This window comes from Roseibium sediminicola, from assembly GCF_023156505.1.
GTDB lineage: Bacteria > Pseudomonadota > Alphaproteobacteria > Rhizobiales > Stappiaceae > Roseibium > Roseibium sediminicola.
The window spans coordinates 212,892-239,347 of the sequence record NZ_JALNMJ010000006.1; the positions used below are offsets into that span (position 1 = coordinate 212,892).

Genomic DNA, 26,456 nt, shown 5'->3' on the forward strand with positions numbered 1-26,456 from the left:
GTCACAGCCTTATATCGCCGTCCCTCATAAACGACAACCCCGGAATTCAAATAATAATCGCATAGTCGCAATAAAAATCAAATTCTATAAATATTGGCCGCTTCCCGGGAGCCTAGTTAGACAATGGACGGATAGTATTGTCCTGACAGCGGACTATTCCAGGGAAAGCAGCCCTCTTGGCGCTTCAGCCGTCCGGATGGACCTTCTTGGCAAGGGCGTCTTCCTTGGTATCGGCGCAAGGGCGGTATCCCGCAGCGTAAGCAGCTTTTGCCAACAAATGGGCCGAAATTGGGGCGGTAAGCAGAAAGAAGACGACCCCGGCAATCGCGCGTGTGACTACGGCAAGATCGCTGGCATGGACGGCCAGCGCCAGCAGCATGACGCCGGATCCTAGCGTTCCCGCCTTTGAGGCCGCATGCATGCGCATGTAAACATCTTTCAGCCGGATCAGCCCGATGGAGGCCACCAGAGCAAAGCTGGCACCGATGATCAGCATGAGGCCCGTAATGATTTCGACAAACGGGTTCATTGGCCAGCCTCCCTGCGTTTGATGCTGTCTTCGACCTCATCCATAATGGTCTTGTCGCCTGCCATCCCCCGATTGAGCACAAAACGCGCGAATGCCACGGTCGCCAGAAAACCCACCAGGCCGAGCGTGATGGCAATGTCGATATAGAGGTAATACCCCGTCGACACGCCGATGGCGGCAATGAAGCCGATACCGACGGCAACAAGCATGTCGAGCGCGACCACACGATCCGGCAGGCCCGGGCCCTTCACGGTCCTGTAAACGATCACGAAGAAGGAAATCGTCAGAAGAGCCAGAGCAATATGCACGCTGACATGCATGAAGTTCGAGGCGAACGTTTCGAAAGGTGTCATCGGAACACCTCCAGGATCTTGCGCTCAAAACCGTTCTTGATGTCGTCGATTGTCGCCTGAGGGTCGGGCACATCGATACAGTGCACATAGAGGATTTTGCGGTCCTCGGAGACGTCCACCGACAGGGTTCCCGGCGTGAGCGTGATCAGGTTGGCGAGCATGGTTATTTCGAAATCCCGATCGACGGTCAAAGGAAAGGCGATGATGCCCGGTTGCAGCTTGATCTGCGGCCTGAGCACGATCATGGCCACACGCGAGGCGGACAGGACCAGCTCATAGACAAACAGCAGCGCCAGGGCGAACCCTTTCGCGACCCGGTTGGTATATTCGCCCGTGCCGACCTGTTCGCGGATCAGGAACAATGCCCCGAACCCGAGCAGAAAGCCGAACGCCAGATTGACTTCCGAAAAACTGCCCGTGACAGCCGCCCAGGCCAGCATCAGGAGAATATTGATGAGAAAGAGACTGGTCATCCCTCACCTCCAAAGACCGAACGCAGATAGCCGAGCGGCTCGACCACGCCGGTCGCCCCCTGCGTTGACAGTTCCAGCATCCATTCCGGCTGAAGACCGAAATAAACCACGAGTGCGGTGAGGATGCCGATCGGCAGCCACACCGCGGCACCGGACAATTGCCCCGTATCCGTTCCGGCCGCCGCGACCGACTGGCCGTCGGGCGTGCCTTCCGGCCCGCCGCGCCAGAAGGCGTAGATCCACACCCGGCCCATGGCAAGGGTCGTCAGGAACCCGCTGACCAGGATGGCTGCGCCGAGCCAGGCCCGTCCGTCCTGAAAGGCCGCATCCACCAGGATCACTTTCGGCCAGAACCCGGAAAACGGCGGCAGGCCCGAGACCGCGAAGCCCAGCACCAGGAAGACACCGGCAAAGCCGGCGCTCTTCTGATAGAGCCCGCCGAGCTTCCTCAGATCATAGGACCCACTCATCAGGTTCATGATACCGGCGGCCAGATAAAGCGCCGTCATCACGATGATGGAATGGACCGCGTAGAAAATGGCACCGGACACGGCGAGCGTTGAGCCTACGGCAACACCTGCCAGCATCGAGCCGATCCCGGCAATCACCAGATAGCCGAACAGGCGCCGCAGCTCGCTCTGGGCCAGCGCGCCAAGTGCGCCGGTCAGCAAGGTGGCAATGGCGACCAGGGCGATGACGTCGGCCATATAGCCGCGAGAGGCCGGCAGGATCAGCACGAAGACACGGATCAGCGCGTAGACACCAACCTTGGTCAGCAGACCCGCAAACACCGCGGACACCACGACATTGGGCGTGTGATAGGACGCCGGCAGCCAGAAATTGACCGGAAACGCAGCTGCCTTCATGGCGAAAGCGAGGAAATAGAGCGCAGCGACGGTCGCCAGGGTGCCGGAGGCCGGGTTGTCCAGTGCAGCCACTTTCTGCGCCAGGTCGGCCATGTTGAGCGTGCCGAAGATCCCGTAAAGCAGGCCGGTTGCGATCAGGAACAGGTTGGTGCCGATCAGGTTGAGCACACCGTATTTGACCGCGCCATCGAGCTGGATCCGGTCATTGCCGAGCACCAGCAGGCCGTAGGACGAGATCAGCAGCACCTCGAACCAGACATAGAGGTTGAAGATATCGCCGGTGATGAACGCGCCGCAGACGCCGGTCATCAGCAAAAGCAGGAACGGATAGAAGCCGTATCGGCGCCCGGTATTGTCGACCGATGCCGCACCGTAGATACCGGCGCAGAGCGCCACGATGGACCCGATCAGCGACAGGGTCGCGCCAAGTGCGTCCACCGTGAAGGCGATGCCGAAGGGCGGCAGCCAGCTGCCCATCACCATGGAGATCACGCCATAGTCGAGCACCCGGACCAGCAGGCCGAAATTGGCCAGCACCAGCAGCGCCAGGAACCCGATGCCGAGTTTGGGCTGCAGATCGGTATTCTTGCGCAGCATCAGGCAGAGCGAGCCGCCCAGAAGCGTGATTAGCGTCGGCGCAACGACCAGCCAGTCGCCAGCCGGAACCGCTGACAGGTTCATGGCCTGGGAATAGTCGACGGAAACGGGAGAACCGGCCATTAAACTTAGTACCCTTGCGGCGGAGTTTGGTCGTTTTCAGGTTCGGCGATGCGCATTTCGTTGACCTCGTCCGTGCCCAGTTCCTGATAGGCCCGGAAAGCCAGCACAAGCAGGAAAGCGAAAAACGAGAACGAGATCACGATTGCGGTCAGCACCAGGGCCTGTGGCAGCGGATTGGCCGTCGTCTCGACCGGCATATAAAGATGGTCGGGAATAAGCGGCGGCACTTCCCGGGTCAGCCGCCCATTTGTGAAGATGAGCATGTTGACGGCATTGCCCAGGATGGCAATGCCAAGCAGCATCCGCACAAGTTGTTTGGACAGCATCAGGTAGACCGCGACGGTGAAAAACAGCCCGATCAGGACAACAACACCGGTTTCCATCAGTCGGACTCCCTTTCCTCGAGCGCCAGCGCAATCGACCCGATCGCCCCGACCACCACCAGGTAAACGCCGATATCGAAGATGAGCGGTGTCGACAGCGGAATCTCGACGCCGAAGACCTTCAGGTACCACCACTGACTGGTCATGAAGGGTTGCCCCTTGAAAAACGAAACAATGCCAGCCAGAGCGCCAATGAACAGGCCGAAACCGGCAATGCCCATTGGATGAAACACGATCGCGCGGCGCACCGAGGCGACGCCGCAGGCGACCCCGAAGATCGCCAGCGCGGACGCGGCGATCAGCCCGCCGATGAACCCGCCCCCCGGCTCGTTATGGCCACGCAACAGCACAAAGATCGAAAACAGGACCATGAGCGCGGACAGGTAAGGCGCGATGGTGCGGAAGATGATCGTGCGCATCAGCGTGCCTCCGCCGGTCTGGCCTGCGTGGCGCCTTGATCTGCCGCCTCCGCCGGTTTGTCCGGTTTGGTGCGTATCCGGATCAGCGCCAGCACGCACAGACCCGCAAGAACGACCACGGCAATCTCGCCGAGCGTATCAATGCCGCGGAAGTCCACCAGGATCACGTTGACGATGTTGCGGCCATGCGCGATCGACCGGCTGTATTCTGTAAAGAAGTCCGACAGCTGGCGATCGAACGGCTGCTGCGTGATCGCCAGCAAGGTGAGCGACAACCCGAGGCCGACCGCGACCGCAACAAGTCCAGTTCCAAGCGCCGCTGTCAGCGGACGGTGATCGCTCGGCGACAGGTTGAGCCGTGTCATGACCAGGGCCAGAATGACCACCGACAGGGTTTCCACCATGAACTGGGTGAAGGAAAGATCCGGCGCGCCGAACATCATGAAGATCAGGGCGACGGCAAACCCCTGCACGCCCAGAGAGACGATGGCGGTCAGGCGCGTCTTGGCGATCAGCACCGCGATCAGCCCGAGAACAGCAATCAGCAGGATGCCCCATTCGTAGAAGCGGTATTCAGGCAGCTTCGGCATAGCCGGGAAACTGTTGGTGAGATAACCCGGCAGCAACACGGCGAGACCGGCAAAAATGAAGGTCAGGATCATGTAGGTCTGCATTTTGCCCGACTGCAGGCGCCGCGTGATCCAGCCGGAGAAGCCGACAATGCCGGCGACAAACTGGTCGAAGCCCTTGTCCGGCCCCCAGCCGATGGCCGTCAGGATGCCGGCGATCAGACTGCGCAGCCGATCGATCTGGGTAAACAGCACGATGCCGAGACCGATGGTCACCAGAGACAGATAAAGCGGAATGTTGCCGATGATATAGGTTGGCCACAGATGCAGTTCGACCGTCGTGGGTTCGCCCATCAGCGAGGACAGGGTCGGGCCGACAAAGAGCTCGCCGGTGGTGTGGGCGATCACAGCCAGTCCCAAGCCGAGAACGGAGAGCACAACAGGACCGGCAAACAACAACACAGGGCCTTCATGGGCGTGTTTCGGTGTGTCGACCTTGGGTCCGTAGAACGGTTTGATTGCGACGGCCGCGGCAATGACGAGCATCAGGGCATTGCCGACGACAGCTGTGATCGTGAGCGGCAGGCCAAAGAGCTCGAGCCAGCCGGTGGTGCCGTAATAAAGCACTTCCTTGGCGATGAAGCCGATGAAGGGCGGCAGACCGGCCATGGACAGTGCCGCCAGCGCGGCTGCGATACAGGTGATCGGCATGGCCGCGCGCAAGCCGCCCAGCTTGGTGATATCGCGGGTGCCGGCCTCGTGATCGATGGTGCCGGCGACCATGAACAGCGCGCCCTTGAAGAGCGAATGCGCCAGCAGATAAAGCACAGCGCCTTCCAGGGCCTTCTCGTGGCTTGTGCCCGTCAGCATCACCAGGAGCCCGAGCGAGGCGACGGTGGTATAGGCCAGCATCAGTTTCAGATCGGTCTGGCGCACCGCCAGGATCGTGCCCACCAGCAGCGTCAAGCCGCCGAAGATCGGCAACACCGTGGTCCATTCCGGTGTTCCTCCCAGCAGCGGCTGGGTACGCATCAGCATGTAGACGCCGGCCTTCACCATGGTGGCGGAGTGCAGATAGGCCGACACGGGCGTCGGCGCTTCCATGGCGTTCGGCAGCCAGAAATGGAACGGGAACTGCGCCGATTTGGTGAAGGCACCGCCCAGTACCAGAAGGAAGATCGGCAGATAGAGCCCGCTGTCCTTGATGATGTCCGGCGAGGCCAGCAGCACCGACATTTCGATTTCGCCGGTCGACGAGATGATCAGGATAAAGCCGGCAAGCAGGGCCAGCCCGCCGCCGCCGGTGACGACCAGCGCCTGGATCGCTGCCCGCCGCGAGGCGGCACGCAGGTGATCGAAGCCGATCAGCAGGAACGATGTGACGGAGGTCAGCTCCCAGAAGATGAACAGGGAGATCAGGTTGTTGCACAGCACCAGGCCGAGCATCGCGCCCATGAACATGAACAGGAATGAAAAGAACCGCCCCTGCTGGGGATGGCCTTTGAGATATCCGCCGGCATAGAGAATGATGAACGTGCCGATCCCGGAGATCAGCAGTGCGAACAGCGTCGACAACCCGTCCACATAGACCGAGAAATTCACGCCGTAGCTCGGTGCCCAGGCCATGCTGGCCACGAAGCGCTCGCCTTGCGACACCGGCTCGATGAAGCCGGTGAAATGCAGAAAGATCAGCGCCGGCACCAGCGCCAGCGGCCAGGCGGCATTGTGTTTGAACCAGCGCGTCAGGGCCGGCGCGACCACGGCCGCGGCAAAGGGGGCGAGCACAGCATAAAGAGTGGTGTCGTCGATCATTGCTGGCGTCATGCTGAACTTTCGTTGCAGGTAAACAAGAAACGGCGACCGCCGATCAAATAGAATCAGCGCTGACCCACCGGATAATAGCGGGACGAAACGGGTTAGCACATGTCTTAGGCAGTTGATTTTGCGTCTTCAAGCTTGGCACTGCCGTTTTTCGAATTTTTTCGGCCCGCTACTTGCGTCAGCGTAGCCACGCTCTAGATCCCTTGGTTTTTCCCGTGCCATTTTTGCTTATGCGCCAGCCAGATAAAGACGCGTTCGCTGACGGATTGTCGGAAAAATACACACAGGCTGGTCAATTCTGCGCCGTTCTTTGCCGTCGGCACTACGTGCAGACCACCCTTGCCACTTGATTTCACAGCGTGAATGCCGTTGAGTTTCAGGGTAGCGATGTGTTGCCGACAGAACTCTGTGCGAGGCGAAGATGGTGTTGGACAGCAACAAGGAAACCCCTGCCGGGCAGAGATTGCTCCACCCGACCAGCATCGATTTCGAAACGCTCGTCAAACTCAGCGGAGATGCCGTTGTTCTGCTGTCGCTCGGCGGTGAGCTGGCCTTCATGTCCCCCGCTGCGGAACGGCTGTTTGGCTGGAGCGCCGACAAGTTCACCGACCATCTGAGCGATCTTGTTTATATCGGCAGCTCCAATGCAGATGCCGAACTGCTGCACCGGATCCTGTCAGGCGCCGGCGATCTCGACGCCCCCCTGCCCCATGCCGACCTGCAGCTCCGATCCGCCTTCGGCTCTCTGGTCTGGGCCGAGGTGACCACCCACCTTCTGGAAGATCCCTCCGGTCAGCCCTATGCCTTTGCGGTCTATTTCCGCAGCATCGCCAAGCGCAAGGAGCTTGAAGGGCTGCTCGACGCCGCGACCCAGACGGATCCGCTGACCGGTCTTTATAACCGCCGGGCTTTCGAAGACAGTCTGAGACGGGAATGGGCGATTGCCCTGCGCGAAAAAACCCATACCAGCCTGATCAAGGTGTCGCTTGACCGGTTTGAGGCCCTCGCCGACCAATATGGACCAAGCGCTGCGGAAGACTGCCTCAACAAGGTCGCCAACACCTTAAAGGAAACGGCCCGCCGCCCGGCCGACATCGCCGCCCGCACCGCGACCTCCGAATTCTCGCTGCTGTTGCCGCGCACCCATGAGATGGGCGCCGAGACCATCAGCGCCTATATCCACATCGCCATCCAGGATCTCGGGATTCCCAATCCGGAAAACACCGCCGGCAATGGCGTCGTGACAGCCTCCGTCGGCGCCGCCTGTGCTGTTGCCGACCAGACCGGCGTGGCGGAAAGCTCGGAATTTATCCTGGCGGCCGCGGAAAACTGCGTCTTCCAAGCCCGCCAGGAAGGCGGCAACCGGGTCAAGTCCGTAATGAATTTCCTGTCGCGGTAACATCCTGCCCAATTGCCAGGCGATGACTGCGCGATACATCCAAGCCACGGTGCCTTGTCGTTGACGGAGACGTTATTCGGAACGGCTTGCCGACACGCGGTTGTGCGCCTATGTCTCTGAAAAAGACCAAAAGGAAGTGCACCATGAGCGACAATGCAACCAACAAGCGAAGCGCGGCACCCAAGGTCAAGAAGACCACTGCGGAATGGATGGAGCAGCTGACTCCGGAACAGTTCTACGTGACGCGGCAATCCGGCACGGAGCGTCCCTTTACAGGTCCCTACTGGGACAATTCCCTGATCGGCCGCTATGACTGCGTGTGCTGCGGCACGCCACTGTTCATGTCGGACACCAAATTCGACAGCGGCTGCGGCTGGCCGAGCTTTTTCGAGAGCGTACACCCGGAAGCCATCCGGGAGCTGGAAGACCAGTCCCACGGAATGATCCGCACCGAGATCCGCTGCAACAATTGCGATGCCCATCTCGGCCATGTCTTTCCGGACGGCCCGAGGCCAACCGGCTTGCGCTATTGCATGAATGGCCATGCCATGAGCTTCGTTCACGGCGGTCAAAAGCCTTCGGGCGGCGAAGACGGTCAGACGTAACCCGGCAGCAGACAGTCAAAACCCCCGGCCGGTGCGCTGACCGGGGCATTGCATCAAGTAACGCGGAAAAAACTCTTCGGAATTTTAGACTTCAGTTACAAAACCTAGGCATAAATAGCGATGAGATAAAAACATCGCTCGGGGGTTTCCTTGTCTTTTCTGCGGAGATATTCCACTGCTTGTGTCCGCATCCTGGTGGCCGGATTTGCCCTGTTGATGGCCTCGCCGCTTCAAGCGGACGCCAAACTGCGGCTGACCGCGTTCACCGGCTACCTGCCGCCCCTGTCCATTGACGAGCGGCAAAAGGGCATCGCCGTCGAGCTGATGGAACTTGTGGCCGAAGAGGCCGGCGTCGAACTCGACATCCGGTTCGCCCCCTGGAAACGCGCCCAGATTCTTGCCGAGACCACCTCTGGATCCCTGCTGTTCACCGCCGCCTATTCAAAGGCCCGCCGGGACAGGTTCCAGTATGTTGCGCCTCTGATCTATACGGAAAGCGCCTTTATCACGCTGGATCAGCCACTGGACACATTTGAAAAGGCCATCGAGACGGGCAAGGTCATCGGCGTCCATCTTGGCAGCCAGCGCAGCCAGATCCTGCAGCGCTCCGGCATCCGCAATGTTGAAGAGATCCCCACGGCCGAACAGATGAGCACCATGTTGCGGACCGGCCGGATTGACGCCTGGTACACCATGTCGATGCGGGCAAGTTACGTCTACCGGCAACAGGGCTTCGATCCGCGGGATCTGGTGATCGGCGCCCCGGTGACCCACGGGACCCAGTGGCTGGTCGCCAACAAGGATCTGGATCCCGAAATCCGGGCCCGCCTGACCGCGGCAGTTTCCAGGGTCTGGCGCGATCCGCGCTACTGGCAGATCGTCGACCAATATTCCAAGTAGCGGCTGCCCTATCAGCCCAGCAGTGCCCAGGCCATCAGGACGTTACCGACAAAAGCGACTCCGTATGAGAGCGAGCGCGGACCGGGAATGCCGCTGAGATAAAAGGGCACATAAGCCAGCCGGCCAAAGAAAAACACCTTGGCCCCCGTCACGGCGAGCGCCATGTCGGTTCCGGGCAGGACATAGGCCAGCACCGCCGGCACCAAAAAGAACGGCAGGTTTTCCTTCATGTTGACGAGAGCCTTGTCGGAGCGGCCGGCATATTTGCCCTTTTCCGGCAGGACATCGCGGCCGCCGGCATGCTGCCAGATGCTTTCCGCCGGCAGGAAGAGCACGGCGCTGAGATAGATCTGTGCCAGATAGAGAAGAAGAACGGCCAGGATCCAGGTGGTCATCAATTGCTCCAGTCTTCGTGTGTTGCGCGAATTCGCCGTGGAGCCTAAATCTTCTGAAACCCTCGGCAATTCCTTCACAGGGAATAAAACCAACCGCAATAAACAGGAACCGATCTGATGGCGCTGGTCCGGATTGGCCGGCAAGGCGCGTTGCGCAGGACGGCCTGGTTGGCCGTTCAAGCGGCGCAATGCTGTCCGGCGGGCCGGAGCAGGCCACCGAAGGCCGCATTTGGAGGTTGTTCTGCCGCGTCGCAGATTTTGGACGATACCCCGTATCGCCCTGCAACCTGCTCCTTGCCGAACAGCCCCCAAATACGGTCAGATGGGTTCCTGTTTATTGCGGTTGGTATAAGGCGGTCCGGCAGATGACGACAAAAAGCTCGCCCTTCGGCAAAACCCTGAAAGCGCTCCGCCGGGAACGCGGCCTGTCGCAGGCGAGTCTTGCGGACAGGCTCGGTTCCACCCAGCGTCATGTCTCTTTCCTGGAAACCGGCCGGGCTACCCCCAGCCGCTACATGCTCCAGCGGATCGAGCGGGAACTGGCCCTGCCGGTCGGCCGCAGCCAGGTGCTTTTCGAGGCAGCCGGCTTTGCCAGCCCCTACAAGCACCGCGCGGAAGATTCGCACGACGTGGTCGAGGCGCTCGACCTGATCGAGACCCGGCTCCTCGCCCATTGGCCCTTCCCGGCCTATGTGCTCGACAAGCGCTGGACCATCCTGCGCACCAACGCACCCGGAAAACTGTTCCTTGCCGGTTTCACCGGAACGCAGAACGAGCCGCCAAATCTCTTCCGGATTTTCCTGTCCGAGACCTTTCGCGAACGCATCCTGAACTGGCGGGAAGCCGCGCCGATCTTTGCCGCGCGGCTCTATAAGGAAGCCGCCGAGGATCCCGAACTTGAAAGCCTTCTTGAGGAAGCGCGCGCCAGCGGTCTGCTGGACGGACTGGACGAGACCTTCCGGGAAGATGTTCCGGTTTTCGTCCCCGTCGAGGTCATGGCGCCCGGTGGCGGCCGGCTGCGGGTCACCTCTCTCCTCGGCCAGCTCGCCTCCGTCCAGGATGCGGTGATCGAGGGCATGACCATCGAACTGATGGTGCCCATGGACGAAGGCACCGAAACCTGTCTGCTTGCCGCCGGTGCCCAGGCAGGTCTCAAGGCCGCCGAGTAGGCAGTGAGATACCTAGGCGGGCTCCTCGGTCCGCTGCCCGTTCTGTGCCGCCAGGATCCGGCCGATATTGACCTCGATCCAGTCGGCGAAATCGCGCACCTTGCCCGCCACTTCCCGTCCGATCGGCGTCAGGCTGTAATCGACATGAGGTGGCACCACCGGATGCGAATAGCGGTTGACGAAACCGTCGGCCTCAAGCGTCTGCAGCGTCTGGGCCAGCATCTTCTCGCTGACACCGCCAACCTTGCGCCTGAGTTCGGAAAACCGGTGTTCCCGCTCCAAAAGCGCGATTAGGACCAGAACGCCCCAGCGGCTGGTCAGGTGTTTCAGAACCTCCCGGGACGGACAGTTGCGGTTAAAGAGTTCGCCCTGTCGCACAATCTCCGATAACGGCCTGGTGCCGGAGAGCGCACATCCGAGCGGCGTTTCGATCTCATCAGCCATCGGTTTTCCTGTCTTTTTCAAGCGAGATCCAAAAATCTCAAAACTAACCTTTTTGTACGTACTAACAAAAAGTAAGTACCCAGTCTACATGGGACGCATCCGAACGGAACACCGATCACATCATCCAAGGAGAAACACGATGATCGCAGTCACGGGTGCCAACGGCCAGCTGGGCCGTCTTGTCCTGAACCATCTGGCGAATCTGACCGGCGCGCCGGTCCGCGCCCTGGTCCGCTCGCCGGAAAAGGCGCAGGATCTCGCCTCGGACCAGGTCACGGTCGTCAAGGGCGATTATGACGATCCGGCCAGCCTTGCCGCGGCGCTTGACGGCGTTGACCGCCTGCTGCTGATTTCCGGCTCCGAGGTCGGCAAACGTGTGCCCCAGCACAAGGCCGTGATCGACGCCGCCAAGTCTGCCGGCGTCCGTTTCATCGCCTATACCAGCATCTTGAACACGCCTGTCTCGAGCCTGATCCTGGCCCAGGAACACAAGGCAACCGAATTGCTGCTGGCCGAGAGCGGCCTCGCCCACGCGCTGCTGCGCAACGGCTGGTACGTTGAAAACTACGCCGGATCGATCGCCGCGGCTCTCGCCCATGGCGCGGTTGCCGGAGCTGCCGGCAACGGCAAGATCTCCGCCGCCGGCCGAACGGACTACGCGGAAGCGGCTGCCCGGGTGGTTTCGGGCGACGATCTCTCAACGCGCGCTTATGAACTTGGCGGCCGTCCCGCCTTCACGCTCGGCGACCTTGCCGCGGAACTCTCCCGCCAGAGCGGGCGCGAGATCCCCTTCAACAATCTGCCGGAAGACGTTTATGCGGGCATCCTGGTCCAGGCCGGTCTGCCCGAGGGCTTTGCCAAAGCCCTGGCCGACGCCGACAGGGGCACGGCAGCCGGTGAACTCGAAACCATCTCCACAGATCTGGAGACCCTGATCGGTCATCCGACGCGGACCTTGAGCCACTTCGTCGCCGAGGCGTTGGCGCAGGTTCCGACTCAACAAATCGCGGGCTAACCCCCCGGATATTTCATCCGGGCTCATCCGGACTGCGACGGCGTTCGAAATACGCTAGGCTTGTGGCGGAAACGAAGGTCTCTGTCACAAGCCGTCATGCAGCAACCTCCAGAACAAGTTCTCCCACTCGACCTATCAGGACACTCTGAGGTGATCCAGTGGCTGCTGAAAGGCGATCCCTCGATCGCCTTTCAGACTTTTCGAGACCTCTTGGGACAAAACCGGCCGGACCTGCAGGAGCGAATTCCCCAGGAAGGTTGGGGCAAGGCCTTTCTAGAGGCGCGCAATGCCGACGGTTCCTGGGGAGAGGGTTTCTACCGGCCAATGTGGACGTCCAGTCACTACACGTTGCTTGATCTCAAGGCCCTTTGCTTTCCCAGCGGCCACCCGACCGTCGCCGAAAGCCTAAATCGGCTCCTCAACCGTCCTAGAAGCATGGACGGAGGCATCGCCGTGTCACCTGGCGACAGGAAGAGTGACGTTTGCATAAACGCTCTTTTCCTGAGCTACGCCGCCTATTTCGGCACTGAGACCCCCCGGCTGGAAGCAATAGTCGATTTCCTGCTCGGCGAGCGCATGGCCGATGGCGGCTTCAACTGCATGCGCAACCGCTCCGGTGCCGACGTCAGTTCGCTGCATTCCACGCTTTCGGTGATCGAAGGTTTTTCCGAATATCTGAAACAGGGACATAGTTACAGGTCTGATGAGGTGACGAACGGCCTGCAGAGCGCCACCGAAACCATTTTGGCGCGGTACATGTTCCGGTCACACCGCACTGGCGAAATCATCAAGACCGAGTTTTTAAATCCGGTTTTTCCAGCACGCTGGAAATACAACACATTGAGGGCATTCGACACTTTCCGCAGCAACGGAACCACCTTTGACGCACGTATGACTGAGGCGCTTGCAAAACTGGTTTCCCTAAGAAAGCCCGGGGGCTACTGGCTTCGGGCCGCCGCTATTCCCGGCAAGGTCCATGTAGTGATGGAACCACCACGCCGAGCCAGCCGCTGGGTAACGTTAATCGCCATGCGCATCCTGAAGACGTATGGTGAAAACCTGCAAGTCTGTGAAAACATTCCGCCACTCTCGTCCTCAAATTGAGTTCGTAGGTGCATACCACCCATCTCAAAAACTGTTCAATGGCTTCAAGGATATTTGTTGGTTCCGGCTCGCGCGACCTGCTAGGCAAGGAAGACCTGTTTCCGGAAAGCTGCCGATGACCATCGCCACCGCGCCCGATCCTTTTATCCAGGACGGCCCTTATGCCTGGTTCCGCCTGGCCATTTCTATTCTGCTGAGCACGCTCGGCGGAGCCGGCATGTGGGCGGTCGTCGTTGTGCTGCCCGCAGTCCAAGCCGATTTCGGCATTGACCGGGCCGGTGCCTCCCTGCCCTATACGGCGACCATGCTCGGCTTTGCCGCCGGCAATTACCTGCTCGGCCGGGTGGTCGACCGGTTCGGCATCGTGCCTCCGGTGATCGGTTCCGCCGTCTCGCTCGGCGCGGGCTTTGCCCTGGCGGCGATTGCGCCGGATGTCTGGCTGTTTTCCCTTGCCCAGGGCGTGCTGGTCGGGCTTGGCACGGCGGCCACCTTCGGCCCGTTGATCGCCGATATCTCGCACTGGTTCGTGAAACGCCGCGGCCTCGCCGTTGCCTGCGCCGCCTGCGGCAATTATCTCGCCGGCGTGCTCTGGCCGACCTTCATCCAGTGGAGCCTGGCGACCCACGACTGGCGCGAGACCTATCTGATGATCGCGGCGATATGCCTGATCACCATGGTGCCGCTTGCCCTGATCCTGCGCCGCCCGCCGCCCGAAACCGCCTTTGCCACAGCCCCCGGCACCCCTGCCTTCGGCGCGCAAACCACCGGCCTGTCACCTTCGGCACTGCAATGGCTGCTGGTGCTGGCGGGCATCGGTTGCTGCGTCGCCATGTCGATGCCCCAGGTCCATATCGTCGCCTATTGCGTCGATCTCGGCTTCGGCGTTGCCCCCGGCGCGGACATGCTGGCGCTGATGACTGGCGCCGGCATCATCAGCCGTCTTGCGTCCGGCTTCGTTGCCGACAAGATCGGCGGCGTCAAAACCCTTCTGATCGGCTCGGTGCTGCAATGCGCGGCGTTGTTTTTATATATCCCGTTCAACGGTCTCGCGTCGCTCTACCTAGTGTCGCTGATTTTCGGGCTTTCCCAGGGCGGCATTGTGCCGAGTTATGCCGTGATCGTGCGCGAATACCTGCCGGCACGCGAGGCCGGCCAGCGGGTGGGCCTGGTGATCATGTCGACCATCCTCGGTATGGCCATTGGCGGTTGGCTCTCCGGATGGATCTACGATCTCACCGGGTCCTATTCCATGGCCTTCCTGAACGGCATCGCCTGGAACCTTCTCAACATGGCGATCATGGTGTTCATCCTGTTCAGCGGCCGCCGACGCCGGCCTTCGATCGCAGCAGCGCAATAAAGAACACGCCTCCAATGAGGCCCGTGACGATGCCGATCGGCATGTCTTCAGGCGCCATCAGCGTGCGCGCCAGGATATCCGCCCAGATCAGGAACACCGCGCCGAGGAGCAGCGAGACCGGCAGCACACGCAAGTAGCTGCCGCCCACAAGCGCCCGGGCGATATGCGGGATCATCAGGCCGACAAAACCGATGATCCCGGAAAAGGCGACCATCACGCCGGTGACCAATGCGCCGAAGACGAAGACCGTCAACCGGAACCGGGCCACCGGAATGCCAAGCGTTGCCGCCGTTTCGTCGCCGACGGTCATGGCATTCAGATCCGCAGATTTCGCCAAAAAATAGGGTGTGGTCAGCGCGAGAATGCCGAGCGGAAACAAGAGGTGGCTCCATTTCGCAAGCCCCAGCCCGCCGAGCATCCAGAACACCACCGTATGGGTCGCCCGCGGATCGCCCAGAAAGATCAGGATATTGGCGAAGGCCATGATCACAAAGGAAACGGCAACGCCGGAGAGCACCAGCTTGTCCGCGCTGGTCGCCGAGGCGAACCGGGTAACGCCCAGAACGATCAGCGTGGCGGCGAGCGCACCGGCAAACGCCATCAGCGGCACGGTCAGAAGCCCCAGGAAAAGACCGGTATGAAGCAGCGCCAGAATGGCACCGGCCGCAGCGCCGGACGAAATGCCCAGGAGATGCGGATCGGCCAGCGGATTGCGCGTCACCGCCTGGAGCGCCGCCCCGACCATGGCAAGGCCGGCCCCGACCAGACCGGCCAGCAGCACGCGCGGAAAACGGATCTCCCAGACAATCGCCTCGCGTCCTGCCGTCCAGAGCGGCTCGACAGCTCCCGGAAAGAGCTTGTTGGCGACAATGCCCAACACGGTCTCCGCCGGAACGGACACCGCCCCGACCGATACGCCGACCACAATGGAAAGCACCAGCAGGGCAAGTCCGAGAACCAACAATCCGCCGGTGGACATAAGGCAAGACCGGCGTGCCGGCTTCATGGGAACCGTCCCGGGACCGGCGGCCGGTCGCATCAGCAAGGCTCAGTCCCCCCGGAAGGCTTCGGCGAGTTTTTTGACTGCCCTGATGTTGCGAGGCCCCGGCGTTGCCTCGACATAGTCCAGAGTGACGAAGCGATCGTTCTTCACCGCATCGATACCCGCCAGCGCCGGATTGTTTTTCATGAAGCCCCGTTTCTGCTCGGCGGTGACACTGCCGTAATTGACGATCACGACCACTTCCGGGTTCTTGTCGACCACGGTCTCCCAGTCGACCCGCGCCCAGCTCTTGTCGAAATCGTCGAGCACGTTGACGCCGCCAGCCGCCTCGATCAGTGCAGTCGGCATGGCGTAGCGCCCGGCGGTGAAGGGCTTGTCCTCGCCGCTGTCGTAGACAAACACCCGCCTGGGTTTCCCGCCCGCGCCGATCGAGGACGTGATACGGTCCAGTTCCAGCTTGTAGGCGGCGACCAGGTCATAGGCAGTGTCCTCGACGCCGAAGATCCTGCCGAGATTGAGCAGGTCGTTATACATGTCCTGCATGGAGGCCTTCGGCTTGTCGCCGATATGAATGCAGGATTCCGTCAGTTCGTAGACCTTTATCCCGAACGGCGCCAGAGTCTCGGGCGTCACCTCTCCGCCGACCTTCATGCCGTAGTTCCAGCCTGCGAAATAGAAATCCGCATCAGCGCCGATCAGCACCTCCTTGCTCGGATATTTTTCCGAGAGCTCCGGCAGTTCCGCGACACCCGCGCGCATCTCCTCATCCAGGGTCTTCCAACCGGAAATACCGGTATAACCGGCCATCCGGTCGCGCAGACCAAGCGCCAGCATCATCTCTGTGAGGTTAACGTCGTTGGAAACGGCGGCTTTGGGCGGCGCCTCGAAGGTGACCTCGCGGTCGCAGCTTTGAACGGTGGTCTGAGCAACTGCAGAACTTGCAGCAAGCGTCGCGGCCAGGCCGAGGACCAGACGATTCATGAAATACTCCGTGGCTAAAGATGAAAACTGAGATGCGGATCGCGGCTGAGGGACAGTTCCTGCCGCATAACCTTCACCGAATAGGCATGTTCGATATTCTTTGGCGTCAGCACCTCTTCCGGCGCGCCATGGGCAACCTGGCGGCCCCGATGCAGCAGCAAAACCTCGTCGCAGACGCGCGCGGCGAGATTGAGATCGTGGAGACTGGTGACCACCGTGATATCAAGAGCGCCGATCAGCGCGACGATTTCCAGCTGATGCCGGATGTCGAGATGGTTGGTCGGCTCGTCCAGAATGAGCAGCTGCGGCTCCTGCGCAAGCGCCCGGGCCACCATCACCCGCTGACGCTCACCGCCCGACAGGCTACCGAACAAACGGCCCGCAAACGCAGACACCCCCATCTGTTCCAGCGCAGCATCAATCAGCTCCGTGTCCCAGCGACCGCCTATTGAGATACCTGAGCTGTGCGGACGGCGGCCGAGCGCCACGATCTCCCGCACCGACAGTGCGAATTCCGTTGGCTGTTCCTGCAGCACCGCGGCGACCTTGCGCGCGCAGTCTCTGGCTGGCATTGACCAGATGTCCCGCTCATCCAAATGGACCGCGCCCGTCACCGGCCTGTGGAACCGGTAAAGCAAGCGCAGCAGCGTGGACTTTCCGGCACCATTGGCGCCGGCAACTCCGAGAACCCTGCCCGCTTCCAGCTCGAAACCGACCCGGTCGAGAAGAAGAGCTCCCCGGCCCGGCCGCCAGCTGACATCGCGCACGGACAGCGCCGCCCCGCTCACGAGACCACGATCCTATCGGCTTCCGTCATGATCATTGCCGCCGGAATGCGCGCAAGCGCTGTATGCCGCAATTTGCCCGGCCGTTCACCGGACGAGCACCAGCCGTCTTCCAGGCTCCGGTACTGTTCGCCAAAGGCGACGAGATCGTCGATATCGGTTTCAGGGTCGATATCGCCGAACAGGTAGGTCGCCTTCTCGTTGGCCCTGAAGGCCACGGTGCAGGGTCGTGTACAGCCGGCCATGCAGGCGACACCGGAAATCTCGAAATCGTCGCCGACGACAGGCGCGGCCAGCTTCAGGGCGTGTTGCAGCTTACGGATCAACTCATAGCCCGGCCGGCAGGTTTCGCCTCTGTGACGGCACGAGGTGCAGACAAAGATCTTGTGCGTGTCAGCTGTCATCCCGTGCCCCCTTTCCGTCCTGTTTGCTGTTCATGGGATGCCGCCGGAGGATCCCGGGACCGCCTTCCACTCGAGGCACAGCCTGCCGTGACCCATTATCTATCTGTAATGTTATTACATTACCAAACAAGGGATTGGCAAGCTCTTCCTTCAGCCCGTTCGGGAGCATGGCTCTGGCCGCACGATCGCTAAGACTGCCTGCAGTCTTCAAAAAGGTGGAATGGGTCTCGTCGTGTGTCTTGCATGTCCGGTTCATATCGCCCTCCGCGATTGCGCGGGGCCGTGTCGAACCGAATGTCACTTTTCGTCAGCAGGTGCTGAATTGCCATGTCACTCGCTCCTCCGGGACACCCCGCCCGGGTTGAGGTTGAAGATGAAATGGCAGGTCTCCTGACTTGCGGGTCACAGCTTGCCTGGTCCTTCCCGGGGATTACCCAGTGGCGTTCCAGGGTCGCTCGCCGCTCACAGTTGCGGGGGCAGTCACGGATTTGGTGCCTTCTGGCTACGCCGCACCGTGTTCCCTTTTAATTCCGATCCGTGTCCGGATTCGGAAACCATTCTTATCTAATTGCTGGAAGAGCCTCCCCTTGTCAATCGTCCGGCGCTTGGCTCCCCTGACATCGACAGGAAGTCTCGGCACGGAACTGGACCGGGCATTACGGGACCGCGAACCTACCCAAGCGAGCATCCTCCGAAGAACTTTACAACCCAAAGTAACACAAGGCAGCTTTATTGGGATGGATGCATCGATTTTTAACTTAGCAAAGCAGAAAGCAAGGTAGGTGCTTCCCAATTTTCAGGATAGGTTTATTGCACGCATGCTATGAGCATCTACGCCAAATAACATCGCACCATCAGGAGTGCGCCCCATTGCTGACTAGGCTGACATGTCTGTTTGTTTTGCTGTGCTCTGTCTTTTCAGCCAGTGCGCATGCTGACGGCAAGTCTGTCTTGATGATTACATGGCGGGGGCAGACACAGGCGGAATTCGGCTTCATTCAACGGCTGAAGGAATTGGGCGTAGACGCCGACTATGAGGTCTTCGACGCGGCAAGGGACCAGAACAGGCTGGCAGGCTTTTTGCGAGAAAACCGCGACAGGCTGAAAACAAAAGACCTGATTTACACATTCGGAACAACGGCAACCAAGACCGTCAAGAACTTGAACCCGGATCAGATCCCGCATGTCTTCAACATTGTCGCCAACCCGGTCGGCGTCGGCATCGCCGCCTCGCATGTTTCCCCTGTCCATGGGGTGACGGGCGCGAAAATGGCGCTGTCGCCAGAGGTCAATATCCAGCTGCTTGAACAGCTCTATCCGTTTAACAGGATCGCTATCCTGTTCGACCCGCGCGAAGACAATGCGGTTTCGGAAGTCGACAAGCTGACAGCTGTCTGCGAGGCGCTTGGCAAGGAAGTGCTTCTTCTCAGGCTGTCGCCGGACGCGAAGACAAGCCAGCTGCAAATTGAAGCGCTCGAGCAGCAGGTTAAGTCGGCGGACGTCATCTATGTCACGGCCACTTCTTCCTTCATTGCCAATTCGGGCCTATTGAAACAGATCCTTCCTCCCGACGTCGTCAGTATCGGATCGTCAACTGCATCCCTTAGTGAAGGCGTCACGGTTGCCTTCGGAACCGAATACTGGGAGCGCGGCGAGGCCGCAGCGGAACTGGCGGCCAAAATACTGCTGGACGGCATGTCCCCCAACGATCTCCCGATCAACGAAATCTCCGCCGAGGAGGCCACGCTTTACGTGAACACCAGCCACAAGGCCGCTTCAAAACTGAATCTGGACAAGACGCGCAATCCGGTCGTCATGAAATAGGTTTCGCAAGGTGCCGCCCGCGGGCAAGGCGGAGCCCTCCAAGGGACATCGCCTGTCCACCCTTCGTTGCCCCTTGCCATCCCCATTCAAAGCGCCTACCTCCCAAACCATGAAACAGGATGCTTTTCCCCCGCGCGCCGAAGCGCGCCCCGTCACCCTTGAGACCCACGGCACCAAGCGCCAGGACGACTATGCCTGGCTGCGAGCTGACAACTGGCAGGAGGTCATGCGCGACCCGTCGGTGCTCGACGCCGATATCCGCGCCTATCTGGAAGCGGAAAACGCTTACCAGGAAGCCCAGATGGCCCCGACCAAGGACCTTCAGGACAAGCTCTTTGCCGAATTGCGCGGCCGCATCAAGGAGGACGACAGTTCGGTCCCCTCCCCTGACGGCCCCTATGCCTATGGCCTGAGATTCGAGACCGGCGGCCAGCAGCCGATCTTCTTCCGGACGCCCCGGGACGGCGGCGCGGAAACGATCCTCGTTCACGGCGACAACGAGGCCGACGGCAAGGCCTATTTCAAGTTCGGCGCCGTCAGCCAGTCGACCGGCCATAAGCTCCTCGCCTGGGCCTATGACGACAAGGGCTCGGAATATTACACGATGCGCCTGCGCGACACGGCGACCGGCAAGGACCTCGACACCGTAATCGAGGACACCGGTGGCGGCGGCGTCTTTTCCGCGGACGACAAATTTGTCTTCTACATCCGTCTCGACGCCAATCACCGGCCGTCGAAGCTGTTCCGACACGAGATCGGCACCGATCCGGCAAAGGACGTGCTGGTCTTCGAGGAAAAGGATGCCGGCTTTTTCATGGGCGTCGGCAAGACCCAGTCCGGCGACACCATCGTGATCGACATTCACGACCACGAGACGTCTGAAGTCTGGACCATTCCGGCCGACGATCCGACCGCGGCGCCAAAACTGATCGCCCCGCGCGAGACCGGCGTGGAATACTCTCTCGACGATCACGGCGACCTTTATTACATCCTGACCAATGCCGGCGACGCGGAAGACTTCAAGATCGTCACCGCGCCGAAGGCCAATCCGGGCAAGGACAATTGGACCGACCTGGTGCCCCACAAGCCGGGCTGCCTGATCCTGTCGCATTGCGTCTACAAGACCTTCATGACCCGGCTGGAGCGCGAGGACGGCCTGCCGCGCATCGTGATCCGGCGCCTGGCGGACAATCTCGAACATGCGATTTCTTTCGACGAAGAGGCCTATTCGCTGGGTCTTGGCGGCGGCTACGAATTCGACACGTCGACGATCCGATTCACCTATTCCTCGATGACGACGCCCTCGCAGACCTTCGACTACAATGTCGACACCCGCGAACGTGTCCTGATGAAAGAACAGGAAGTGCCGTCCGGACACGCGGTGTCGGATTATGTCACCCGCCGCCTGATGGCGCCGGCGGCCGACGGCGAGACCGTGCCGGTCTCCGTGCTTTATCACAAGGACACCAAGCTGGATGGCTCCGCGCCGCTGCTGCTCTATGGATACGGCTCCTATGGCATCACCGTGCCGGCCAGCTTCAACACCAACAGCCTGTCCCTGGTCGACCGGGGCTTTGTCTATGCCATTGCCCATATTCGCGGCGGCAAGGACAAGGGCTTCCGCTGGTACAAGGACGGCCGCCGGGAAAACAAGAAAAACACCTTCACCGATTTCATCGCCGCCGCCGATCATCTCGTCGCGGAGAAGTTCACCGCCTATGAGCGGATCGTCGCCCATGGCGGCTCCGCAGGCGGTATGCTGATGGGGGCAGTCGCCAATATGGCGCCTGACAAATTCGGCGGCATCATCGCCGAAGTGCCCTTCGTCGATGTTCTGTCGACCATGCTTGACGACACGCTGCCGCTGACGCCGCCGGAATGGCCGGAATGGGGCAACCCGATCACCGACAAGTCCGCCTACGACTATATCGCCTCCTATTCGCCTTTCGACAATGTCGCGGAGAAGGACTATCCGGCGATCCTCGCGGTGGCCGGCCTGACAGATCCGCGCGTCACCTATTGGGAGCCGGCCAAATGGGTCGCACGCCTGCGCGCGACCAAGACCGGCGACAGCCTGCTGATGCTGACCACCAACATGGAAGCCGGTCATGGCGGCGCCTCGGGCCGGTTCGACCGCCTCAAGGAAGTCGCCCGCAACCAGGCCTTCGCGCTGATGGTGACCGGCAAGGCTTGATCCGCACAAGGCCCTCCGTTCCCGGGAACGGAGGGCGCTCCACTCGTGACTTGATTTTGTCCAAGTCTTCGGATCATGTGAGCGGTATTGCAAATCAGTCTGTTAAGGGCCTTTCAACGGGTCCGCACCGATCACTGGAGCCCGACATGTCCCGCCGTATTCACAGCCCTGCCGCCGCAACCAGCGGCTTGAAGACCGGTATGCGTGTGACGGCGGTCCTTGCGGTCTCACTCGCACTCGGCGCCTGCCAGTCGCAGTTCCAGAAACCTTCCGATCTCCTGTTCGCGCCGACCTTCTCCAAGAACCGGTCGGACCTGCCTTATACGGCCAACACGCAATATGACTGCCGGGCGTTCACCGGCAACGGCTGGAAAGGCATCGCCAGCGGGCGGATCCACAATTTCGGCCAGGACTACCAGCTGTCCCAGGCCGGCTGCTTCAAGAGCCAGAACGAATGCCAGGCCTGGCTGATGGTAATGCGCGGTTATATCGACGTGCCCCGCTACATGCGCTGTGCGCCGCACAGCGCCTGAGGCCCTTCAAGGCGTCACGGCAAGGTGCCCTGAAACACGGGATTGCCACTGACATGGGCCGAGATGTAATCGCGCAGGCATTTCGCTCTCGCACTCAGCAAACGCCCGGTTGGCCAGACGACCAGAATATCCCGGCCTGGCCCCTGCCAGTCGGACAGAACCGGCACGAGCCGGCCGGTTTGAAGGTCCCCTGAAATCTCGCTGACCGGCAACAGGGCCAGGCCGTGGCCATCGACCGCCAACTGCCGGGCAAGACCAATATCGTCCACCGTTACAAACGGGTTCAGGTGGATCGTCTCCCGAGCCCCCGTGACGACGTGCTTCAGCTCCCACCGCGCCAGCGCCACCACCTTGATGAGCTTGTGACAGCTCAGATCACCAGGCTCGAGAGGGCTGCCCGCAGCTTCCAGATAGCCGGGCGCGGCCACCAGAACCGTTGCTATGCTGCCGAGCTTCTGCTGGTAGAGGCGCATATCGGTCTGTGACCCGGCACGCAGGGCAAGATCCACCTGATGCTCCAGCAGATCCTTGTTCTCGTTGCTGAGTGTCAAAGTCAGGCGGATATCGGGATGGGCTTTCAGGAAACCGGACCACATCGGCTGCAGGATACCGACGGAAATATTGGTCGGCGCCGCCACTTTCAGCGCCCCCTGCAAGGCATGCAGATCCGAACTCAGCGCGCGCCGCGTTATTTCGGCTTGTACGATCAGATCCGCGAAAGCCTCGAAATAGGCCTCGCCTTCAGCGGTCAGGGAGAACTTGCGCGCGGAGCGGTGGACCAGTTGTGCGCCGATCGCTTCCTCCAGTTTGCGCAGCCGGCGCGTCACCGTTGCGGCAGGCAAACCCAAGTGACCGGCCGCGGCCGCGAGGCTGCGTCTCTGGGCAATCTGGATGAACAGCGCAATGTCGTCGAGCATGATTCCATTTTCGAAATTAAAACAGCCGTTTTTCGATATAGATTATCACATGATCAATCAATAGGTCTCTCTTCATCGCATTCGAAACGGAGACCGACATGACACGCTATTTCATCAGTGCAGGGATTGAACTTCAGGAAGGCGCGGATCTTGGCACCGCGGAAGCAGGTCTGAAGAAACTGGTTGAAGCGACCCAAAACGAACCGGGCTGCCACTTTTTTGAAATCCGGCAGAACCTGCAGGACCGCACGAGGTTCACCCTCTGGGAATGCTGGACCGACAAGGCTGCCCTTGCCGCGCATTTCGAGATGCCGCACACAAAGGCTTTCCTCGCTCGGAACCTCACTCAGGTCCGCTACATCGAGGAACTGGGAGAGATCGGCGCCGAAGTTCCCGTTGAGGCTTGACCGGATGAAAAGCCGTCTGATTGCAACCCTGCTGATGTCTTTTGGCCTGTCGCTGACGATGTCCTGCTGGGTGACTTTCCTCAATCTGGGTCTCTCGGAAACCTTCTTGAGCCATTGGATGGCCGCCTTCCGGCTGGCCTGGCCCGCCGCCGCCGTCATCGCCTTCTTCCTGGGCCCGCCTGTTCAAAAGGCGACGGTCTTTCTTACCAACAGGATTCCCTGACCCGAAAAGGAGCTTCCATGCCTCTCGTCAGAAAGAATATCGAAGAACTCGGCCTTCCGGTCGGCCCCTACACCCATGCGGTGGTCCACGGCAACATCCTTTATACGTCCGGCTTCACCGCTTTCGGCACAGACGCCCAGGCGGCCGGCGCCGGCGAACAGGCCCATGCGGTTCTGGACCAGCTGGACTTGCTGGCCCGGGACTTTAACCGCTCGCTTGCGGACCTCGTGAAGGTGACCGTGTTTGTCACGGACCCGCATGACATTCCCGGGATCCGCACCGCATTGACGGAGCGCTATGGCCGCAATGTGCCGGCCAGTTCCCTGGTGATGATTTCGGGCCTTTTCGCGCCGGACCTGAAAGTCGAGATTGAGGCTATCTTTGCCCTCGAGTGACGGCAAAGCCTCGGACACGCAACCCCGTATACGTGTTTTCCCTTAGTTGTTTAGTATTACAACCGCCCTACAACCAAGGTAAGATGACGCTGAAATCGAAAAGACTGTGCACGGGCATTGCGACCCATAAAAAACAAAAACTCACTGACCACCTGTTCGCAGGTGGTTTTGTTTGACCGCCTGCTTCAGTCCGCCAGCTTCTTGCAAAAGAACACCGTCTCCGCGATCGGCGTGTCGTAATAAGCCGGCACATCCTCAAATCCCGCAGCCTTATAGAGTTTGATCGCGCCCGTCATGGTCGGCAGCGTGTCCAGAAGCATTTCGCGGTAGCCCGCCTCTTTCGCGGCCTCGATCACGCGCGCAACCAGGGCCGTGCCAACGCCAAGACCACGGGCTGCCGGCAGGACGTAGAGACGCTTCATTTCACTTGCCCCGTCGTCGCCGAAGGCTCTTAGACCGACACAGCCCAGGACGGTACCGTCTGCCCGCCGCGCCAGAAACAGCCCCCCGGCCGGCGGCGCATATTTGCCGGGAAGCCCGGCGAGTTCTTCCTCGAAGCCCTGATAGGACAGGTCGATCCCGAGCCAGTCGACATAGGCGCGGAACAAGGTTCTCACGGTGTCCAAGTCGTCCGCGTCGCTCACGGCGGAGATTGCGAAAGCAGAGTTTATGGTCATGAAGGCGCAGATGTCTCGATGCTGGAAGGTCAGGATCCGGGGGGCGGAACCGGTGGGATAGCCTTCAGATAGGCTGCGATAGCATCCCTGTCGATAGCCGGCAATCTGGCCATGTTTTCCTGCACATGCACCATCTCGCCGCCAACGGAATCGTATTCCGGGGTGAAGCCGCTTTCCAGGTAATAGGCGATGTCGGCAGCGCTCCAGCTGCCGAATCCCCCTTCAACCGGCGTGATGTTGGGAATGCGCCCCTCCCCGGTCGGCGCGGCGGCACCGCCGAGCCAGTCTGACAGGATCAGGCCACCTGCAAAATCGCGGGCCGTGTGGCATTCGCCGCAATGGCCGGGACCTTCGACGAGATATCGTCCACGCGCCCAGAGTGCCTGGTCAATTTCAGTTCCGTTGGCTGGCGCGGCAATCACCGGCGCCGGATCCAGAAACATCCATTTCCATAGGCCAATGCCACGCCGGATGTTAAAGGGAAAGCCGAGCTCGTGATCCGCCGCCTTGCCCTCCACGGCGGGAACCGTCTTGAGGAACGCATAGAGATCACCGATGTCCTTGTCGGACATGCGTGCATAGGACGTATAGGGAAAGGCCGGATAATAATTGCGCCCGTCCGGGGACGTGCCGTGGGTCATCGCGTTGGCCAGGTCGGCCAGCGACCAGGCGCCGATGCCGTCCGTCCTGTCTGAAGAAATGTTCGGGGCAACAAAGGTGCCGAAGGGCGTCTCCAGACGAAGTCCGCCCCCAAGTTTCAATAGGTCCTCGCCCTTGGCCCCCTTGGCCGCATGACAGGACGCACAGCCTCCGGCCCAGAACACCAGCTCGCCCTTTGCGGGGTCACCCTCATCCAAGGTAGCCGCCTGAGATTCGCTTAGGCGTGTGGGTGCGGAGAAGCCCCAGCCGGCTACGGCCGCGATCACGCCAAGGAGGAGGATGACAATGATCGCTTTTTTCAACGGGCCTCTCCAGGTGTTGTTTCAGCTTCACCGGAAGGTTGCGTTCCTCCGGTCAGTTCTTTTTACGGTAAGTCTCGTGACAGGATTTGCAAGTGCCGAAAATCGGTCCCATGGCCGCCTTGAAGGCTTCGACATCGGCCGGTCCATCCTTGCCGGAAGCTTCCGTGGCCTTTGCAGTAGCGTCGGTGAACTTGGCAAGCTCAGCGGCAAAGCCATCCGCATTCTCCCAGATGCTCGGCGCAGCGCCAGTATTGCCCTGGTCGGAGCCGGCCGGGAAGTAGTCGCCAAAGCTGAGGGAGACGGCGCGCGCGGTCGCAATCGCCGATTTTCCGGCTGCCGGTGAATAGGCAATCTCGCCTTTCATCATGCCGCCCGCGAGCCCGGCTGCGGCTCCCATCGACGCCATCAACGACTGCCGCACAGCGACCGGGTCGTCGGAGGCCTGCGCCGGAATGGCAGCAAACCCAAGTCCGGCGGCCAGTCCCGCCACAACGAATTTCCGGAAATAATGCATCTCTTCCTCTCCCTCTTTGCTGGCGCCGGGGACGCCCCTCTCAACCGGGAGTACAGCGCACATACCGGTCGGCAATAAAATCAAGCTCCTGTGAACTCGGGCAAATTTCCTGAACA

General features: G+C 60.7%; 30 protein-coding genes and 1 riboswitch. Of the genes, 13 read left to right on the plus strand and 17 right to left on the minus strand.

The window, feature by feature from the left end; all coding sequences use genetic code 11:
* Window positions 1-184: 184 nt before the first annotated feature.
* From mnhG to M0H32_RS11305, 7 genes are read right to left on the minus strand one after another with little or no spacing between them, the layout of a single operon-like run.
* A complete protein-coding gene (mnhG, locus tag M0H32_RS11275) occupies window positions 185-529 on the minus strand; it encodes a monovalent cation/H(+) antiporter subunit G (protein WP_248153936.1) in 345 nt (114 codons plus the stop codon).
* A complete protein-coding gene (locus tag M0H32_RS11280; protein ID WP_248153938.1) occupies window positions 526-882 on the minus strand; it encodes a cation:proton antiporter in 357 nt (118 codons plus the stop codon). Before M0H32_RS11280 ends, mnhG begins: the two co-directional genes overlap by 4 nt.
* Window positions 879-1,355 carry a Na+/H+ antiporter subunit E gene (locus M0H32_RS11285; RefSeq protein WP_248153939.1) on the minus strand — a complete coding sequence of 159 codons (477 nt, stop codon included), beginning with the start codon at window positions 1,353-1,355 and terminating at the stop codon, window positions 879-881. The genes M0H32_RS11280 and M0H32_RS11285 overlap by 4 nt, the downstream gene beginning before the upstream one ends.
* A complete protein-coding gene (locus M0H32_RS11290) occupies window positions 1,352-2,941 on the minus strand; it encodes a Na+/H+ antiporter subunit D (protein WP_248153941.1) in 1,590 nt (529 codons plus the stop codon). The genes M0H32_RS11285 and M0H32_RS11290 overlap by 4 nt, the downstream gene beginning before the upstream one ends.
* Window positions 2,942-2,946: 5 nt before the next feature.
* Entirely contained in the window at window positions 2,947-3,324 is a 378-nt protein-coding gene (locus tag M0H32_RS11295; RefSeq protein WP_248153942.1) for a Na+/H+ antiporter subunit C, read from the minus strand.
* Window positions 3,324-3,743, minus strand: a complete 420-nt coding sequence (locus M0H32_RS11300; RefSeq protein WP_248153943.1) for a Na+/H+ antiporter subunit B — start codon at window positions 3,741-3,743, stop codon at window positions 3,324-3,326. The genes M0H32_RS11295 and M0H32_RS11300 overlap by 1 nt, the downstream gene beginning before the upstream one ends.
* Window positions 3,743-6,136, minus strand: a complete 2,394-nt coding sequence (locus tag M0H32_RS11305) for a putative monovalent cation/H+ antiporter subunit A (protein WP_248153945.1) — start codon at window positions 6,134-6,136, stop codon at window positions 3,743-3,745. Before M0H32_RS11305 ends, M0H32_RS11300 begins: the two co-directional genes overlap by 1 nt.
* Before the next feature lie 418 nt (window positions 6,137-6,554).
* Here M0H32_RS11305 and M0H32_RS11310 point away from each other — a divergent pair, with 418 nt between their 5' ends.
* The 3 genes from M0H32_RS11310 (at window position 6,555) to M0H32_RS11320 (ending at window position 9,037) form a co-directional block, all read left to right on the plus strand.
* Window positions 6,555-7,532, plus strand: a complete 978-nt coding sequence (locus M0H32_RS11310) for a GGDEF domain-containing protein (RefSeq protein WP_248153946.1) — start codon at window positions 6,555-6,557, stop codon at window positions 7,530-7,532.
* A 143-nt stretch (window positions 7,533-7,675) separates the two neighbouring features.
* Complete coding sequence (gene msrB / locus M0H32_RS11315) at window positions 7,676-8,137, plus strand: peptide-methionine (R)-S-oxide reductase MsrB (protein ID WP_248153948.1); 462 nt, start codon at window positions 7,676-7,678, stop codon at window positions 8,135-8,137.
* 150 nt (window positions 8,138-8,287) lie between these two features.
* Complete coding sequence (locus M0H32_RS11320; RefSeq protein WP_248153949.1) at window positions 8,288-9,037, plus strand: substrate-binding periplasmic protein; 750 nt, start codon at window positions 8,288-8,290, stop codon at window positions 9,035-9,037.
* 11 nt (window positions 9,038-9,048) lie between these two features.
* Here the strand turns inward: M0H32_RS11320 and M0H32_RS11325 are convergent, their stop codons facing one another.
* A complete protein-coding gene (locus M0H32_RS11325) occupies window positions 9,049-9,432 on the minus strand; it encodes an MAPEG family protein (RefSeq protein WP_248153951.1) in 384 nt (127 codons plus the stop codon).
* 365 nt (window positions 9,433-9,797) lie between these two features.
* Here M0H32_RS11325 and M0H32_RS11330 point away from each other — a divergent pair, with 365 nt between their 5' ends.
* Window positions 9,798-10,601, plus strand: coding sequence for a helix-turn-helix domain-containing protein (locus M0H32_RS11330; RefSeq protein WP_248153952.1), 804 nt, complete (start codon window positions 9,798-9,800; stop codon window positions 10,599-10,601).
* A 12-nt stretch (window positions 10,602-10,613) separates the two neighbouring features.
* On the opposite strand, the gene M0H32_RS11335 is transcribed toward M0H32_RS11330, so the two are convergent.
* Complete coding sequence (locus M0H32_RS11335; protein WP_248153954.1) at window positions 10,614-11,045, minus strand: winged helix-turn-helix transcriptional regulator; 432 nt, start codon at window positions 11,043-11,045, stop codon at window positions 10,614-10,616.
* Between the two features lie 139 nt (window positions 11,046-11,184).
* Here M0H32_RS11335 and M0H32_RS11340 point away from each other — a divergent pair, with 139 nt between their 5' ends.
* From M0H32_RS11340 to M0H32_RS11350, 3 genes are all read left to right on the plus strand, one after another.
* Window positions 11,185-12,060 (plus strand): SDR family oxidoreductase, encoded by an 876-nt coding sequence (locus tag M0H32_RS11340; RefSeq protein WP_248153955.1) that lies wholly within the window; start codon window positions 11,185-11,187, stop codon window positions 12,058-12,060.
* A 150-nt stretch (window positions 12,061-12,210) separates the two neighbouring features.
* On the plus strand, window positions 12,211-13,164 hold the full coding sequence (locus M0H32_RS11345; RefSeq protein WP_248153957.1) for a prenyltransferase/squalene oxidase repeat-containing protein: 954 nt from the start codon (window positions 12,211-12,213) through the stop codon (window positions 13,162-13,164).
* A gap of 115 nt (window positions 13,165-13,279) precedes the next feature.
* Window positions 13,280-14,521, plus strand: a complete 1,242-nt coding sequence (locus M0H32_RS11350) for an MFS transporter (RefSeq protein WP_248153958.1) — start codon at window positions 13,280-13,282, stop codon at window positions 14,519-14,521.
* Here M0H32_RS11350 and M0H32_RS11355 read toward each other — a convergent pair.
* The 4 genes from M0H32_RS11355 to M0H32_RS11370 are packed head-to-tail and all read right to left on the minus strand — an operon-like array spanning window position 14,478 to window position 17,694.
* On the minus strand, window positions 14,478-15,527 hold the full coding sequence (locus M0H32_RS11355) for a FecCD family ABC transporter permease (RefSeq protein ID WP_248153960.1): 1,050 nt from the start codon (window positions 15,525-15,527) through the stop codon (window positions 14,478-14,480). The two genes, M0H32_RS11350 and M0H32_RS11355, sit on opposite strands and share 44 nt — an antisense overlap.
* Before the next feature lie 42 nt (window positions 15,528-15,569).
* Window positions 15,570-16,505, minus strand: a complete 936-nt coding sequence (locus M0H32_RS11360; RefSeq protein ID WP_248153962.1) for an ABC transporter substrate-binding protein — start codon at window positions 16,503-16,505, stop codon at window positions 15,570-15,572.
* A 14-nt stretch (window positions 16,506-16,519) separates the two neighbouring features.
* Complete coding sequence (locus tag M0H32_RS11365) at window positions 16,520-17,293, minus strand: ABC transporter ATP-binding protein (RefSeq protein ID WP_248153963.1); 774 nt, start codon at window positions 17,291-17,293, stop codon at window positions 16,520-16,522.
* Window positions 17,290-17,694 carry a DUF1636 family protein gene (locus M0H32_RS11370; RefSeq protein WP_248153965.1) on the minus strand — a complete coding sequence of 135 codons (405 nt, stop codon included), beginning with the start codon at window positions 17,692-17,694 and terminating at the stop codon, window positions 17,290-17,292. Before M0H32_RS11370 ends, M0H32_RS11365 begins: the two co-directional genes overlap by 4 nt.
* 363 nt (window positions 17,695-18,057) lie before the next feature.
* Window positions 18,058-18,268: riboswitch (cobalamin riboswitch) on the minus strand.
* Window positions 18,269-18,648: 380 nt separating this feature from the next.
* Here M0H32_RS11370 and M0H32_RS11375 point away from each other — a divergent pair.
* The 3 genes from M0H32_RS11375 to M0H32_RS11385 all read left to right on the plus strand — a co-directional run bounded on the left by M0H32_RS11375 (window position 18,649) and on the right by M0H32_RS11385 (window position 22,245).
* Entirely contained in the window at window positions 18,649-19,518 is an 870-nt protein-coding gene (locus tag M0H32_RS11375) for an ABC transporter substrate binding protein (RefSeq protein ID WP_248154055.1), read from the plus strand.
* 109 nt (window positions 19,519-19,627) lie between these two features.
* Window positions 19,628-21,712 carry a S9 family peptidase gene (locus tag M0H32_RS11380; protein WP_248153966.1) on the plus strand — a complete coding sequence of 695 codons (2,085 nt, stop codon included), beginning with the start codon at window positions 19,628-19,630 and terminating at the stop codon, window positions 21,710-21,712.
* A gap of 146 nt (window positions 21,713-21,858) precedes the next feature.
* Entirely contained in the window at window positions 21,859-22,245 is a 387-nt protein-coding gene (locus M0H32_RS11385; RefSeq protein WP_248153968.1) for a hypothetical protein, read from the plus strand.
* Window positions 22,246-22,259: 14 nt separating this feature from the next.
* Here M0H32_RS11385 and M0H32_RS11390 read toward each other — a convergent pair whose 3' ends face one another.
* Window positions 22,260-23,162, minus strand: a complete 903-nt coding sequence (locus M0H32_RS11390; protein WP_248153969.1) for a LysR family transcriptional regulator — start codon at window positions 23,160-23,162, stop codon at window positions 22,260-22,262.
* Between the two features lie 98 nt (window positions 23,163-23,260).
* On the opposite strand from M0H32_RS11390, the gene M0H32_RS11395 reads away from it, so the two are divergent.
* Genes M0H32_RS11395 through M0H32_RS11405 form a run of 3 tightly spaced genes read left to right on the plus strand, consistent with a single transcriptional unit; the run spans window position 23,261 to window position 24,187 of the window.
* Window positions 23,261-23,569 (plus strand): putative quinol monooxygenase, encoded by a 309-nt coding sequence (locus M0H32_RS11395; protein WP_248153971.1) that lies wholly within the window; start codon window positions 23,261-23,263, stop codon window positions 23,567-23,569.
* 4 nt (window positions 23,570-23,573) lie between these two features.
* Window positions 23,574-23,792, plus strand: coding sequence for a DUF2798 domain-containing protein (locus M0H32_RS11400; RefSeq protein ID WP_248153973.1), 219 nt, complete (start codon window positions 23,574-23,576; stop codon window positions 23,790-23,792).
* A gap of 17 nt (window positions 23,793-23,809) precedes the next feature.
* Complete coding sequence (locus M0H32_RS11405) at window positions 23,810-24,187, plus strand: RidA family protein (protein WP_248153975.1); 378 nt, start codon at window positions 23,810-23,812, stop codon at window positions 24,185-24,187.
* A gap of 185 nt (window positions 24,188-24,372) precedes the next feature.
* On the opposite strand, the gene M0H32_RS11410 is transcribed toward M0H32_RS11405, so the two are convergent.
* The 3 genes from M0H32_RS11410 to M0H32_RS11420 are packed head-to-tail and all read right to left on the minus strand — an operon-like array spanning window position 24,373 to window position 26,340.
* Window positions 24,373-24,864, minus strand: a complete 492-nt coding sequence (locus M0H32_RS11410) for a GNAT family N-acetyltransferase (protein ID WP_248153976.1) — start codon at window positions 24,862-24,864, stop codon at window positions 24,373-24,375.
* 29 nt (window positions 24,865-24,893) lie between these two features.
* Window positions 24,894-25,826, minus strand: coding sequence for a cytochrome c (locus M0H32_RS11415; protein WP_248153978.1), 933 nt, complete (start codon window positions 25,824-25,826; stop codon window positions 24,894-24,896).
* Between the two features lie 52 nt (window positions 25,827-25,878).
* Window positions 25,879-26,340 (minus strand): c-type cytochrome, encoded by a 462-nt coding sequence (locus M0H32_RS11420; protein WP_248153980.1) that lies wholly within the window; start codon window positions 26,338-26,340, stop codon window positions 25,879-25,881.
* Between the last annotated feature and the right edge of the window lie 116 nt (window positions 26,341-26,456).